Annotated in this window: 14 protein-coding genes; 2 read left to right on the top strand and 12 right to left on the bottom strand. The window is 33.2% G+C overall.

The genetic code is table 11. The features are described 5' to 3' along the window. On the top strand, window positions 1-1112 hold a 1112-nt coding region (locus tag ABI549_RS11315), incomplete at its 5' end, for a hypothetical protein (RefSeq protein ID WP_348076568.1). Window positions 1113-1198: 86 nt separating this feature from the next. Here the strand turns inward: ABI549_RS11315 and ABI549_RS11320 are convergent. The 12 genes from ABI549_RS11320 to ABI549_RS11375 form a co-directional block, all read right to left on the bottom strand. Continuing rightward, window positions 1199-1765: a YdeI/OmpD-associated family protein gene (locus tag ABI549_RS11320; protein WP_348076569.1), complete on the bottom strand. Its 567-nt coding sequence runs from the start codon at window positions 1763-1765 to the stop codon at window positions 1199-1201. Between the two features lie 16 nt (window positions 1766-1781). Then, window positions 1782-2303, bottom strand: a complete 522-nt coding sequence (locus ABI549_RS11325) for a superoxide dismutase family protein (protein WP_348076570.1) — start codon at window positions 2301-2303, stop codon at window positions 1782-1784. A gap of 96 nt (window positions 2304-2399) precedes the next feature. Beyond that, window positions 2400-4190 carry an acyl-CoA dehydrogenase family protein gene (locus ABI549_RS11330; protein ID WP_348076571.1) on the bottom strand — a complete coding sequence of 597 codons (1791 nt, stop codon included), beginning with the start codon at window positions 4188-4190 and terminating at the stop codon, window positions 2400-2402. A gap of 19 nt (window positions 4191-4209) precedes the next feature. Further along, complete coding sequence (locus tag ABI549_RS11335; protein WP_348076572.1) at window positions 4210-5394, bottom strand: acetyl-CoA C-acyltransferase; 1185 nt, start codon at window positions 5392-5394, stop codon at window positions 4210-4212. Window positions 5395-5397: 3 nt separating this feature from the next. Then, on the bottom strand, window positions 5398-7788 hold the full coding sequence (locus ABI549_RS11340) for a 3-hydroxyacyl-CoA dehydrogenase NAD-binding domain-containing protein (protein WP_348076573.1): 2391 nt from the start codon (window positions 7786-7788) through the stop codon (window positions 5398-5400). 20 nt (window positions 7789-7808) lie between these two features. After that, window positions 7809-8267, bottom strand: a complete 459-nt coding sequence (locus ABI549_RS11345) for a MarR family transcriptional regulator (protein WP_348076574.1) — start codon at window positions 8265-8267, stop codon at window positions 7809-7811. A 128-nt stretch (window positions 8268-8395) separates the two neighbouring features. Beyond that, on the bottom strand, window positions 8396-8782 hold the full coding sequence (locus tag ABI549_RS11350; RefSeq protein WP_348076575.1) for a hypothetical protein: 387 nt from the start codon (window positions 8780-8782) through the stop codon (window positions 8396-8398). Window positions 8783-8903: 121 nt separating this feature from the next. Continuing rightward, window positions 8904-9950: a proline iminopeptidase-family hydrolase gene (locus ABI549_RS11355; protein ID WP_348076576.1), complete on the bottom strand. Its 1047-nt coding sequence runs from the start codon at window positions 9948-9950 to the stop codon at window positions 8904-8906. A gap of 33 nt (window positions 9951-9983) precedes the next feature. Beyond that, on the bottom strand, window positions 9984-11756 hold the full coding sequence (locus ABI549_RS11360) for a long-chain fatty acid--CoA ligase (RefSeq protein WP_348076577.1): 1773 nt from the start codon (window positions 11754-11756) through the stop codon (window positions 9984-9986). A 62-nt stretch (window positions 11757-11818) separates the two neighbouring features. After that, the gene (gene msrB / locus ABI549_RS11365) at window positions 11819-12205 is read right to left on the bottom strand and encodes a peptide-methionine (R)-S-oxide reductase MsrB (RefSeq protein WP_348076578.1); all 387 of its coding nucleotides are present in this window, start codon (window positions 12203-12205) and stop codon (window positions 11819-11821) included. 2 nt (window positions 12206-12207) lie between these two features. Next, entirely contained in the window at window positions 12208-12690 is a 483-nt protein-coding gene (gene msrB, locus ABI549_RS11370; protein ID WP_348076579.1) for a peptide-methionine (R)-S-oxide reductase MsrB, read from the bottom strand. 12 nt (window positions 12691-12702) lie between these two features. After that, window positions 12703-13557 carry an alpha/beta hydrolase gene (locus tag ABI549_RS11375; protein WP_348076580.1) on the bottom strand — a complete coding sequence of 285 codons (855 nt, stop codon included), beginning with the start codon at window positions 13555-13557 and terminating at the stop codon, window positions 12703-12705. Window positions 13558-13709: 152 nt separating this feature from the next. Between ABI549_RS11375 and ABI549_RS11380 the strand changes: the two genes are divergently transcribed. Continuing rightward, on the top strand, window positions 13710-14266 hold a 557-nt coding region (locus ABI549_RS11380; RefSeq protein WP_348076581.1), incomplete at its 3' end, for a M48 family metallopeptidase.

Below are 14266 nucleotides of genomic sequence, written 5' to 3' on the forward strand. Positions count from 1 at the left end.
CTTCTAAAACAGAAGAAAAAACAGATCAGTTTAAGCTGGTTGTAAATGGGAAGTCATCTCCATTTTTTAAAATGAATGAAAACTTTCAATATTTTAATGATGATTATGAATTCAGTATTTTAAATCAAGATAATAAAGGTAATATAAATTTTGAAAAAGATCAATTATCATTAAGTGTTACAGATATTGTTACTCGAGAAAACGAAAAATTTTCTATGAAAAAGCCAGATTTGGATAGGATTATAGGAGATAATTTCACGAAATATAATGATTTATCATTTAATATTCGTGTAAATGAGTATAATTTTAGTCTAATCACAAAATCTATTGCAAAAGATTACAAATCCGCAACGCTATATCGTACAATATATAGTTATGGAGGTGTAGTGTTAAATGATTTTGCTTATAAAGTTGATTTTCAATACAAAAATCTAATATATAGTAATAATGGTGGAGGTTATATTTATACAAATCCGCAGACTAGAGATACTTATGTAAGCGATTTAACTATTAATAATTATGTAATAGACCAGAAAACAGAGGAAGTATATGTATACGGATTATTTGGGAAAAGCGCAAAAAGCTCTAGCAATATTACAAATGAACCATTGGGTTTTTATGTTTTTAAATTTGATAAATCCGGAAATAAAATCTGGGAATCTGTTCAAACAATAAATGATAAAAATGATTTTAATGCCAACCAAATTGTAACAAACTTAAAGCTGATTTTGACAATTAGAGACGAAAAATTATTACTTTCAATTACTTCTCCATCTGATAAGAAAGGTTATATTCAGTATTCATTTATTAACAAAATGACTGGAAATGTTATAAAATTTAATAAAATTGCTTTTAGTGTTTCTGCCGAAAATAAAGAAATTAGTAACGGAAAGTTTATTAATTCTTATTTTAATAATATTGGCTATGAAAAGAAAGCTTTAGATTCAGAAGGATTAATTGCTCAGGAGAATAATTTATTGTTTTCAAATTATTTGAGTAGTATTCAAAATAATCAAAAATTATTTTTTAAGACTTATTATGCTAAAAATGGTGTTTGGTTATTAGAAACAGACAATATTGGGTATTTTAAAATTTTATTTTTCAAAGAATAATTTTTATTAGATATAAAGTAGTTAGTTATTTTTAAAACAAAGCCCTAAAAAAGAAAATCTTTTTAGGGCTAGTTTTTTTATAATTATTATCTAGATTTTATATTAGCTTCACAAAATTTTATAATTTCAGATATTCTATTTGTTCGAGTTTCTTCTCTTTTGGCTTGATTTAACCAATAGAGATAACTTTTTCGATAAGTAAAACTGAAATTTGTATAATTATTGAAAGCAATTTTATTGCTGTTAAAAGCTTTTTGTAAATCTTCGGGAACTATTAAGTCTTCTACATTATCTAAAGATGTCCAGGAGCCATTTTGCTTGGCAATTTTAATTTTAGCTAATCCACTTTTGTGCATTAAGTTTTCTGAAATTAATTTTTCTATATACGTTTTGTTCAATTTACTCCAAACACTTTTGTCTTTTCTTGGCGTAAATGTTTGTTTTCGGCGTTCATCGTCTAATTTTCGAACGGTCGAATCTATCCAACCATAACAAATAGCTACTTGAACCGCTTCTTCCCAACGCATACTTTCAAACGGACTATCTACTTTATAAAAAATTAATTCAATTCCAGTTGAAGAATGGTGGTTTTCGTGTAACCATTTTCTCCATTCTTGGGGATTTTTGAAGTAATGAATTTCTTTTTCTTTCAATTAAAAATAGAATATGTTACTTAATAATTGCAGAACAAGCTACTCTTGCACCAGCATTTCCTGCGGGTTGTGAAGTAAAATCATCCGTTCCTTTGTGAACGATAAGTCCTTTTCCTACGATGTCTTTAGTAGCATCACCGCAACCAATACACCACTCGTTTGTAGAAAATTTTACAGTGGCATTTCCATTTGCATCGGCAGTAAAGTTACCGATATCTCCTTTGTGATGCTCTGCATCCCCCCATTTTCCATGTTTTTTGAATGTTGGATTCCAATGACCTCCAGCCGAACTTCCATCAGCAGCTGAACAATCAGATTTCTCATGTATATGAATGGCATGCTCTCCTGGCGTAAGACCACTCAAATTTGCGACCATTGTTACAGTTCCATTTTTTTCGATAAAATTGGCAGTGCCAGATACAGTACTTTCACTTTTGGGAGAAAAGGTCGTTTTTATTTCATTTTTGTTACCTGCACTACTTTTGCAAGCGATTATGATTAAAAGAAGAGAACACGATAATAAGAGTAACTTTTTCATAAGATTATTTATTTAAGTTATAAAATTACAAATAAAAAAGCCACAATAACAAAATAGTTAGTGTGACTTTTTTTAAATTAATTAAAAAGAATTTATTTAGAAGCAATATTCGTTTTCTGCAACTAATTTAGTTGTAATTGTTTCTCTTAAACCTACAACATTTGGCATGTTTGCATATTTTGTAAAACGGCGTAATCCCATTAACATCATACGTTGTTCATCTCCTTCAGCAAAAGAGATTATACTTTCTTTACCCTTGATAGTGATAATATCTACGGCTTGGTATAAGTATAATTTTGCCATTGCAATTTGTTCTTTTACTTTGTCTTCACCTGCTGATTTAGCTAATTTTTCAGTTCTAAGAATAGTACTTTCGGCCATATAAATTTCGATTAGAATATCGGCAGCAGCCATTAATAATTGTTGGTGTGCATCTAAATCTGGACCATATTTTTGAACGGCTCCACCAGCAACCATAAGGAATGCTTTTTTTAATTTGCCAATCATTTCTTTTTCTTCGGCAAATAATTCAGAATAATCCGGCGTTTCAAATGATGGAATTCCCATTAATTCTTCTTGTACTTTTGATGCTGGTCCTAGTAGATCAATATGACCTTTCATGGCTTTTTTGATTAACATTCCAACAGAAAGCATTCTGTTTATTTCGTTTGTTCCTTCATAAATACGAGCAATACGAGCGTCTCTCCAAGCACTTTCCATAGGTGTGTCTTCTGAGAATCCCATTCCACCAAAAATTTGAATTCCTTCATCAGCACATGATTGTACATCTTCTGAAACTGCTACTTTTAAAATAGAACATTCGATAGCAAATTCTTCAACACCTTTTAGTTCCGCTTCTTGGTGCGTTGCTCCTTCAGCTTCACGTGCAGTGATTCTGTCTTCGATACCTTTTGCAGCACGATAAGAAGCACTTTCTCCAGCGTAACATGAAGTTGCCATTTCGGCTAATTTAGAACGTATCGCTCCAAAACTAGAGATTGGTGTATTAAATTGAATTCTCTCGTTAGCATATTTTACAGAGCCAGAAATAACTCTACGTTGTGCATCTAAACAAGCAGCTGCAAGTTTGATACGACCAACATTTAAAGCATTCATAGCGATTTTGAATCCGTTTTCTCTTTCAGACAACATGTTTTCTACAGGAACTTTCGTTTCATTGAAGAATACTTGGCGAGTAGAAGAGGCACGAATACCTAGTTTGTGCTCTTCTTCATTCATTGTTATTCCGTTTGCTGGATCATTTTCAACGATAAAACCAGTAATATTTTTGTCATCACCAATTCTTGCAAAAACTATAAATACCGAACAAAATCCTGCATTAGAAATCCACATTTTTTGTCCAGTGATAGAATAATATTTTCCATCTTCAGATAAAACCGCTTTAGTTTTTCCAGAATTAGCATCAGATCCTGCTCCTGGTTCTGTTAAGCAATAGGCACCAAACCATTCGCCTGAAGCTAATTTTGGTACATATTTTTTCTTTTGTTCGTCGCTTCCGTAAAGCGTTATTGGCATGGTTCCAATTCCTGTATGTGCTCCAAAAGCAGTAGAAAATGAACCCGTTGCACCCGAAATATAATCGCAAACTAGCATTGTAGATACAAATCCCATTCCCAATCCACCGTATTCTTCAGGAACAGCAACTCCTAAAAGTCCTAGTTCACCAGCTTTGCGCATGCTTTCTTCGGTAAATGCATAATCTTTTTTTTCAAAACGATCTTTATTTGCCCACAATTGTTTGTCCGTGAATTCTTTAACCATAGCACGCATCATGATTTGCTCTTCTGAGAAATCTTCTGGTGTAAATACGTTTTCACATTTTGTTTCTTTTACTAAAAACTGTCCGCCTCTTGTTATGTCTTCCATCACAATATCTTTTTTATTGTTAATTTAATAATTCGTAAATCCCTGCAGTTCCTTGACCAGTTCCTACACACATAGAAACGATTCCGTACTTGCTTTTTCTTAATCTCATTTCTTCAAAAAGTTGCACTGATAGTTTTGCACCTGTACAACCTAGTGGATGTCCTAATGCTATAGCGCCACCATTTACATTGATGATATCAGGATTTAAACCCAATTCACGTGTAACTGCTAATGCTTGAGAAGCAAAAGCTTCGTTCAATTCGATTAAATCGATATCATTTAAAGTTAATCCTGCTTGTTTCAATGCTTTTGGAATCGCTTTTACGGGGCCAATTCCCATGATTCTTGGTTCAACTCCTGCTGAAGCAAAATTTACTAATCTTGCGATTGGTTCAAGGTTTAATTCTTTTACCATTTCTTCGCTCATAACCAGTACAAAAGCAGCTCCATCACTCATTTGTGAAGAGTTACCAGCTGTTACACTTCCATCGGCAGCAAAAACGGGTCTTAAGCCAGCTAATGCTTCAACAGAAGTTCCAGCTCTTGGTCCTTCGTCTTTGTTTACCACATATGATTTGGTTTCTTTTTTACCATTTTCATTGATAAAAGTTTGCTCTACTGTAATTGGAACGATTTGTTTGTCAAATTTACCTTCAGCTTGTGCTTTCAAAGCTTTATTATGTGATTGAAAAGCAAATTCATCTTGGTCTGCACGTGAAATGTTGAATTGTTTTGCCACCGCTTCCGATGTTAAACCCATTCCCCAGTAGTAATCTTCATGTCCTGCTGCAGCCATTTTATAATCTGGAGTAGGTTTGTAACCTCCCATTGGGATATAACTCATGCTTTCTGCTCCGCCAGCAATGATACAATGTGCCATTCCTGATTGAATTTTGGCAGTTGCCATCCCGATTGTTTCCAATCCTGAAGCGCAATATCTATTGACAGTTACACCTGGTACGTCTTCGATTTTTAATCCCATTAAGGATATTAAACGACCTACATTTAAACCTTGTTCTGCTTCTGGCATGGCATTTCCAACCATAACATCATCAATACGGGTTTTGTCGAAATTAGGCAATTCATTCATCATAAATTCGATGGTTTCTGCTGCCAATTCATCAGGACGTTTAAATCTAAAAACTCCTTTTGGTGCTTTACCAACGGCAGTTCTATATGCTTTTACTATATATGCTGTTTTCATCTTTTAGTTTCTTAATGGTTTCCCTTTGGTTAACATAAACTGTATTCTTTCTAACGTTTTTCTTTCCGTGCAAAGTGACAAGAAAGCTTCACGTTCTATATCTAATAAATATTGTTCAGATACTAATGTAGCTTCAGATAAATCACCACCAGCCATAACATACGCCAGTTTGTTTGCGATTTTTAGATCATGTTCTGAGATGTATTTACCGGCAACCATTTGATTGGTTCCAACTAAGAACATTCCTAATGCTTGTTTTCCTAAAACTTTTACATCAGTTCTACGGATTGGTTGTGTATAACCGGCTTCGGCCATTAATAAAGCATGTTTCTTAGCTTCTGCAATTTGACGGTCTTTGTTTACAACTATAATATCTTTACCATGTTGTAAAAGTCCAGAATCAAAAGCTTCGTAAGCCGAAGTTGATACTTTTGCCATAGCGATAGTCATGAAATATTCTTGAAGCACATTCAATTCGACATCGTTTTTACGGAATAAATCCGATGCACGCAATGCCAATTCTTTCGAACCTCCACCGCCAGGAATAACTCCAACACCAAATTCAACTAGTCCCATATAGGTTTCTGCGGCAGCAACTACTTTATCAGCATGTAAGCTCATTTCGCAACCACCACCAAAAGTCATTCCGTGAGGTGCAACAACTACAGGAATTCCTGAGTAACGTACACGCATCATCGTGTCTTGGAACATTTTGATGGCCATATTCAACTCATCGTATTCTTGCTCTACTGCCATCATGAAAATCATTCCGATGTTAGCTCCAACAGAGAAATTCGCTGCTTGGTTACCAATAACTAAACCTTGGTATTCTTTTTCGGATAAATCGATTGCTTTATTGATAGCTTGAAGTACATCGCCACCAATAGTATTCATTTTAGATTGGAATTCTAAATTCAAAATTCCGTCTCCTAAGTCTTGTATAATTGCACCACTGTTGCTCCAAACTTTTTTGCTTTCGCGGATGTTATTTAGAATAATGAATGAATCTTGTCCAGGAACTTTAGTTTGAGATTTTGTTGGAATATTATAGAAATAAGAAGCTCCTTCTTTTACAGAATAAAAACTTGTACTTCCAGATGCTAACATTTCGTTAACCCAAGCAGCAGGTTCTAAACCTTCCGCTTTCATGATTTCAATTCCTTTTTCAACACCAATAGCATCCCAGATTTCGAATGGACCATTTTCCCATCCAAAACCAGCTTTCATAGCATCGTCAATTTTGTATAATTCGTCTGAGATTTCAGGAATTCTATTTGAAACATAAGCAAACATTCCTGCGAAACTCTTACGGTAAAATTCACCTGCTTTGTCTTTTCCTTTAACCAAAACTTTAAAACGATCGATTGGTTTATCAATTGTTTTTGTTAATTCTAAAGTTGCGAAAGAAGCTTTTTTAGCAGGACGATATTCTAATGTATCTAAGTCAAGAGAAAGAATGTCTTTATCTACTTTTTTATAAAAACCTTGGCCAGTTTTGCTTCCGAACCATTTGTTTTCCATCATTTTGTTTACAAATTCTGGAAGTTTGAACAATTCATGTTGTTCGTCATTCGGGCAGTTTTCGTAAATACCATTAGCAACGTGTACCAAAGTATCTAAACCAACTACGTCAACCGTACGGAAAGTAGCCGATTTTGGACGGCCAATTACTGGACCAGTCAATTTATCAACTTCTTCAATAGTCAATTCCATTTCTTTTACAAGGTGGAATAAACTTTGAATTCCGTAAATACCAATTCTATTTCCAATAAATGCTGGAGTATCTTTAGCAACAACCGAAGTTTTTCCTAAGAATTTAGAACCATATTCGTTTAAGAAATCCAATACTTCAGTTGAAGTTTTTGGACCAGGAATGATTTCAAATAATTTTAAGTAACGCGCTGGGTTAAAAAAGTGTGTCCCGCAGAAGTGTTGTTGGAAATCTTCGCTACGTCCCTCACTCATAAAATGAATTGGAATACCTGAAGTGTTTGAAGTAACCAAAGTTCCCGGTTTACGGAATTTCTCGATTTGTTCAAAAACTAATTTCTTAATGTCTAAACGTTCTACAACAACCTCAATAATCCAATCGACATTAGCAATTTTTGCCATATCATCTGTAGTATTTCCAGTTGTAATTCGGCTGGCGAATTTTTGACTGTAAATAGGAGAGGGCTTCGATTTTAATGAGTTGGCTAAGTGCTCATTTACCACTCGGTTTCGAACAATTTTGTTTTCAAGTGTAAGCCCTTTTTTTGCTTCGGCATCTGTTAAAGCATTTGGCACAATGTCCAAAAGCAAGACTTCAACACCAATGTTGGCAAAATGACAAGCAATTCCTGAACCCATAATTCCGGATCCAATGACTGCAACTTTTTTAATAATACGCTTCATTTTTTCTTTTTTTCAGTTTGCTACGCCAGTTCGCTGGCGCTCGTGTGATTGAATATTTTTTTTTCTTGTATTAACTCGTTTATTATTTCGGAAACTTCCATAAAGTTTTGAAGTTTTTCGGCGGATACATTATTTTTTACTGCTTCATTAAATTTGAGTACGGTAGTTTTAGATAGTTCTCTTTTTTCTTTCCCAAATTCCGTCAGATATATAAGTACACCTCGTCCGTCATTTGGGTTTGGCTTTCGAAAAATAAGTCCTTTTTCTTCCATCGATTTTAATGTTCGTGTTAGGCTCGTGGCTTCCATTCCCATTTTTGGCCCCAATGTTGTTGAAGGTGTTCCTCCTTCTTTATCGATACTTAATAATGCAAAACCTGTTGCCATAGTACCATCAAATTTTGCAGCTTCTTCATTATACATTCTGGCAACGGCTTGCCAAGTTGCTCGAAGTACATAATCGATTGTTTTGTCTTTCATTTTAGATAATTGAAAATCAAAGATAATAAAAAAATACTATGCACGCATAATAAATATAAATTATTTTATGTTAAAAAAAAACTCCTCTAGATAAGAGGAATTTTTAAGAATATTAATTTTATTGAGAATTATTTTAATTTACTGTTTACAAATGCGATAGATGCACCAACACATGCACACATCATAATAGAAATAAACACACCAGTTGCAATCATTTTATAATCGGGTGTTGCCATAGACTCACTTCCAAAAAACTCAGAGGTTAGTCCCATAAATATTCCTATTACTGCACCAGCTTTAAGTCCAGTTACAATGTTTGAAATTCCTGCCCATTTTATAAAAATGTAAGAGATGAAAAAACCTACTGTAAAGCAGCCCATGGTTATCATCATCATATTCATGGTTTCTGAACTAGGAAAAGTGTCTTTGAAAATGATTCCGTAAAAGAGCCATCCTAAAAGCCAATCTACAATTCCTCCGACAATTCCTCCAATAATAAAGTTTTTTAAATTCATAGTTTAGTTTTTAATTGGTTATTGTAATAAAAGTATTAAAAAATAAAGTAATTATTTAAAATAATAGTTAAAATTGTTAACTATTTTAAAAATATCTTGTTGATAATTAAGGTGTTAATAGTTATTTATTGAAATTTCCACTATCTACATCATGTAAAAACTTAATTACACCCGTGAAATAATTTTTTTGATCATCGTATTGAGATAAATGACTTCCGTTTGAACAAAATAAGAATCGACCGTTTTGCACCTCTGAGGCAATCCATTTCATGTGTTCAGGATCCATAGTATCATATTTTGCACCAATGGCTAAAGTTGGAATAGTTAATGTTTTAAGTCTAGATTTTACATCCCAATTTTTTAATGTTGCGTTTCCTGTGATTCCAAATTCGCTTTGTCCTTGCATAAAGACATATACATTTGGGTTAAGATGTTTGAATGCTCTGTTGATAGATTCTGGCCATTCATCTAAAGGTTTTCTCAGAATATGCTCGGTATAATAATATTTGAAGAGTAATTCGCTGTATTTAGGATTCGCAAAATCGTTATTTTTTTCTAGGTCTTGAATTTGTTTCAAAATTACAGGATCCATTTGTGGTCCTAAAACTTTTTCGGCATATTTGTTATATTCTGGCGCACTTGCCATCATATTTGAAATGATGAGTCCTTTTAGATTTTTTTGATATTTTAAAGCATATTCCATGGCGAGAATTCCTCCCCATGATTGTCCTAGTAAGTAAAAATTAGTGTTGTCTAGTTTTAATGCTTTCCGAACTTGTTCTACTTCTTCTACAAAGCGTTCGTTTGTCCACAAACGGTTATCATTTGGTTGGTCACTGTAATAAGAGCCAAGTTGATCGTAATAAATATATTCGATACTTTGGTTTGGAAAATAACCATCAAAACTTTCGAAACATTCATGTGTTAATCCTGGTCCGCCATGAAGTAAAAGGACTTTTATGGTTGGATTATTTCCTACGGTTTTTGTCCAAACTTTAAATTTTCCTATGGGAGTTGTAATCGGAATCATTTTTATTCCGCCAGTAAACTGATCGTCTCGTTTAGAAAAATCTAAATAATTGGCTTTAAGAGATTCTTCTGGTGTGTTTTTACAACTATTAAATAAAAAGATAATAAATACTGATAATAGGAACGTTTTTGTTTTCATAATAAGGAGTATTTATTATCTTTTTAAATAAATTTAATTATAAATTTTCTCGTATAAACCATAGTATTTTTCCAAAACTACTTTTCGTTTAAGTTTTAATGTTGGAGTAAGATGACCAGCAGGAATTGTCCATAAATCTGGTGTGAGCTCGAAACGTTTTATTTTTTCCCAATTACCGAATTTTTCGTTCAATAAATCGATTTCTTGCTGAATTCGTTCGATAACTTTTGGGTTTGTAATTATTTCTTCATTAGTACTTCCTAATGGTACATTGTGCAATGCTGCCCATTCTTTTACAAATTCAAAATTGGGTTGTATAAAAGCTGCGGGCATTTTTTCACCATCTCCAATTACCATAATTTGCTCGATAAAACGAGATTGTTTCATCGTGTTTTCTAATAATTGTGGTGCAATATATTTTCCACCAGAGGTTTTAAACATTTCTTTTTTACGATCGGTAATTTTCAAGAAACCTTCACTGTCAAATTCTCCAATATCACCAGTGTGAAAATAGCTGTCTTTGATAACGTCTTTAGTTTGTGCTTCATCTTTGTAATAACCCATCATTACGTTTGGACCTTTGCAAAGAATTTCGCCATCTTGAGCAATTTTTACTTCTACATTATCTATTACTTTTCCTACAGTTCCAATTTTGAAACCTTTGTTTCTCATATCATTTACTGATATTACAGGAGAAGTTTCGGTTAGTCCGTAACCTTCCATAACGGGAATTCCTGCTGCTGCAAAAATTCTAGTTAGTCTTGGTTGTAAAGCGGCACTTCCAGAAACCATGAGATCTAAATTACCACCTAAACCTGTTTTCCATTTACTGAAAATAAGTTTTTTAGCAATTTTAAGTTGCATTTCGTACCACCAGCCATTTGCTCCGTAAGGTTCGTATCGTAATCCTAAATCGATAGACCAAAAGAAAAGTTTCTTTTTTATTCCAGTAAGCTCTGTTCCTTTTGCATAAATACTGTCATATACTTTTTCTAAAAGCCTAGGTACAACAGACATAACTGTTGGTTTTACTTCTTTTAGATTATCACTAATCTTATCAATAGATTCTCCAAAATAAATAGATACTCCATAATACTGGTATAAATACAATATCATTCGCTCGAAAATATGACAAACAGGTAAAAAACTTAAAGCTTTACTATTTGTGGCATCAAAAGGAATTCTGTTAGAACTATCTAAAGCATTCGAAACTATATTTTGGTGCGAAAGCATTACGCCTTTTGGTTTTCCTGTTGTACCTGAAGTGTATATTATGGTAGCTAAATCGGTAGTTTCAATTTCATTTTTTCTGTCTTCAACTTCGTGTTGGTTTGTTTTGTCTTCACCAAGTTTAAGTAATTCTTTCCAACTTTTGCAATCTTCAATATCATTAAATGAGAAAACCTCTTTAAGATTCGGTACATTATTTTTAATCAGATTTACTTTTCGAAGTACTTCTGCATCTGAAATAAAACAATATTTTGCCTCACAATGGTTTAAAATATATTGATAATCATCTTCGGAAATAGTAGGATAAATCGGTACATTTTGTGCGCCAGTTTGTAAAACACCAATATCCATAATATTCCATTCGGTTCTATTATTGGTTGATATTACAGCAATTTTATCATTTTTTTGAATCCCCATTCGAAGTAATGCCCTCGAAATAGTATTTGCTTTGTCTATGTATTCTTGCGTCGAAGTTTTTACCCAAACGCCATCTTGTTTTGTGACAAGAGCATCAAGTAAATTTTGTTTATCTAGTTGGTAATAAGGAAAGTCGAATAATCTTGTAATCTTGGTCATTCTAAATATGGGGTTAATTTTTATGCAAATTAATAAAAAATACCAAGAATTACAATTTTTGATTATTTAAAGTCAACAGAAAGAGAATTTACACAATATCGAACACCAGTTTTTGTAGGGCCATCATCAAAAACATGCCCTAAATGACTACCACAATTTGCACATACAATCTCGGTACGAATCATACCATGTGTGTTATCCTTAATATATTGTACTTTTCCTGGGATTGATTCGTCGAAAGATGGCCAACCACAATGTGCCTCAAATTTCGAATTGCTTTCAAATAAGGGTTCTTTACATCCACCACAAACATAAGTTCCGTTTTCGGCATGCAGATTATAGGTTCCGGTATGTGGATATTCTGTTCCTTTTTGTCGGAGAATTCTATATCTTTCTTCTCCGAGTTCCAGTTTCCATTGTTCTTCTGTTTTTTCTACGGGATATTTCATAACTATCTTTTTGGAATAAATATAATAGAAATCGAATTAGTACAAAAACGTTTTCCTGTTGTTTCTGCTGGACCGTCATCAAAAACATGCCCTAAATGCCCGCCACAATTAGCACACATTACTTCTGTTCTTCGCATACTAAAAGTCGAGTCTGTTTTATAAACCACACTTCCTTTAATCGCTTGGTCAAATGATGGCCAACCACATTCTGAATTAAATTTCGCATCCGAAGAAAATAAAGGATTGTTACAAGCTGCACAAGCATAATATCCTTTTTCGAAATGATTCCAGTATTCTCCTGAGAAAGAGGCTTCTGTACCTTTTTTCCTTAAAACCTGATATTGTTCTGGAGTAAGTTCAGATTTCCATTGTGCATCGGTTTTGGAAATCTTATATTTAGGAGTTACTTTTTCTATTTTCTTTTCTTGACTATGGCAAGAACTTAAACTGAGAACAAATGCTAATAAAATGATTATTTTTTTCATTTCTTATGTTTTTTAACTGTTAATAAAATCAAGTACTTTATTAATTACATTTATATCACCAAGAATTTTCCTGTGTCCTAATCTTTGAGTGATGAGCATTTCGCTATTTGGTAAATGCTTATGAATATTTTTTCCGCAATAAATAGGTACTTCATAATCGTTTTCGTCATGAATTACGAGTGTTGGAATAGTTACTTGTTTTGCAGCAAGATGTGCAGCATAATTTTCCATTGGTTCACCAAATCTTTTTTCGAAAAGTTCACTCATTTTATTGGCTACAATTGGTTTTAGTCCTAGTTTTTTGACATAATCATCAAGAATGTCTTCTACTTTATCGCCACTTCCTATCACGACTAATTTTTTTAGCTGTAATCCTTGTTTTACTGAATTTAATAGCGCCATTCCTCCAAGAGAATGGCCAATTGCGGCTTCGAATGGGCCGTATAATTTTTCTAGTTCTAATATTGAAGCTATAAATTCTGGCATCAAGGTTGTTTTAGTTCCAGATTTACCATGTGCTGGAGCATCAAAACTTATTGTAGAGTAACCTAAATTAAGTAATTCGTCAGCAAATTTCACTAATTGAGTACCACGACCTGACCAACCGTGAACTAATAATATTTTTTTTGAACTATTCCCGTAATGATATACTACAATCTCTTTATTAATTTTTGGAACAAAGACAATTTCTTGTTTTGTGTTTTGATCCATCATTAATTCTCTGTTTGGCTTCTTGTGCTTAATGGGCGTTGTAAATATTTTTGAAGCCAATTTTGTAACTAATCCTACAGAAAAGAATTGAGTGATTTTGACGGTATATAAAATAACTTTTGGAATTTGAGTGTCTTTCTTTTTTTTTGTTTTCAAAATATGAAATTTAAATAAAGTGCAATTTAAGTTTTTAATTTTTTTTGGTATTAAATTTGAATCATAAATTAATCATAAAAATACTTTGAAAAGTTTATAACCATAATTCAAAAAAAAGAGATTAATTTTGAAATATATTTAAAATAAAAAAAATGAAAAAAGGCATCATAATTTCATCAGTAGCGATTTTAGTTTTATCATGCGCTACAAACCCATTTACAGGAAAAAGTACAATGGCATTAGTCCCGGATAGTGAGATTTTTCCATCAGCATTTCAGCAATATGGACAGTTTTTAGCTGAAAACAAAGTGATTTCAGGAACTAAAGATGCACAAAGAGTAGAAAATGTAGGTACTAAAATAAAAGTTGCTGCCGAAAGATGGCTAACTGCCAACGGAAAACCAACCTATTTAGCCAATTACAAATGGGAATATAAGTTGGTTGAGAGTAAAGAAATAAATGCTTGGTGTATGCCAGGAGGAAAAATAGTTGTTTATACAGGTATCTTACCTATTATGAAGGATGATGCAGGAATGGCTGCGGTTATGGGGCACGAAGTTGCTCATGCGTTAGCAAACCATGGACAGCAACGTATGAGTGCTGGTATGTTGCAACAACTTGGTGGCGTTGGAGTAGCTGTGGCTACGGGAAATAAAAGTCCAGAAACACAACAAATGATTATGCAAGCTTATGGTGTAGGAAGTGAAGT

Origin of the sequence: Flavobacterium sp., assembly GCF_039932285.1 — a bacterium.
GTDB lineage: Bacteria > Bacteroidota > Bacteroidia > Flavobacteriales > Flavobacteriaceae > Flavobacterium.

Bases quoted from the DNA above. Each gene is read 5' to 3' on its own strand.
- ABI549_RS11325 (WP_348076570.1), bottom strand. From the start codon at position 2,303: ATGAAAAAGTTACTCTTATTATCGTGTTCTCTTCTTTTAATCATAATC.
- ABI549_RS11330 (WP_348076571.1), bottom strand. From the start codon at position 4,190: ATGGAAGACATAACAAGAGGCGGACAGTTTTTAGTAAAAGAAACAAAA.
- ABI549_RS11335 (WP_348076572.1), bottom strand. From the start codon at position 5,394: ATGAAAACAGCATATATAGTAAAAGCATATAGAACTGCCGTTGGTAAA.
- ABI549_RS11340 (WP_348076573.1), bottom strand. From the start codon at position 7,788: ATGAAGCGTATTATTAAAAAAGTTGCAGTCATTGGATCCGGAATTATG.
- ABI549_RS11345 (WP_348076574.1), bottom strand. From the start codon at position 8,267: ATGAAAGACAAAACAATCGATTATGTACTTCGAGCAACTTGGCAAGCC.
- ABI549_RS11350 (WP_348076575.1), bottom strand. From the start codon at position 8,782: ATGAATTTAAAAAACTTTATTATTGGAGGAATTGTCGGAGGAATTGTA.
- ABI549_RS11355 (WP_348076576.1), bottom strand. From the start codon at position 9,950: ATGAAAACAAAAACGTTCCTATTATCAGTATTTATTATCTTTTTATTT.
- ABI549_RS11360 (WP_348076577.1), bottom strand. From the start codon at position 11,756: ATGACCAAGATTACAAGATTATTCGACTTTCCTTATTACCAACTAGAT.
- msrB (WP_348076578.1), bottom strand. From the start codon at position 12,205: ATGAAATATCCCGTAGAAAAAACAGAAGAACAATGGAAACTGGAACTC.
- msrB (WP_348076579.1), bottom strand. From the start codon at position 12,690: ATGAAAAAAATAATCATTTTATTAGCATTTGTTCTCAGTTTAAGTTCT.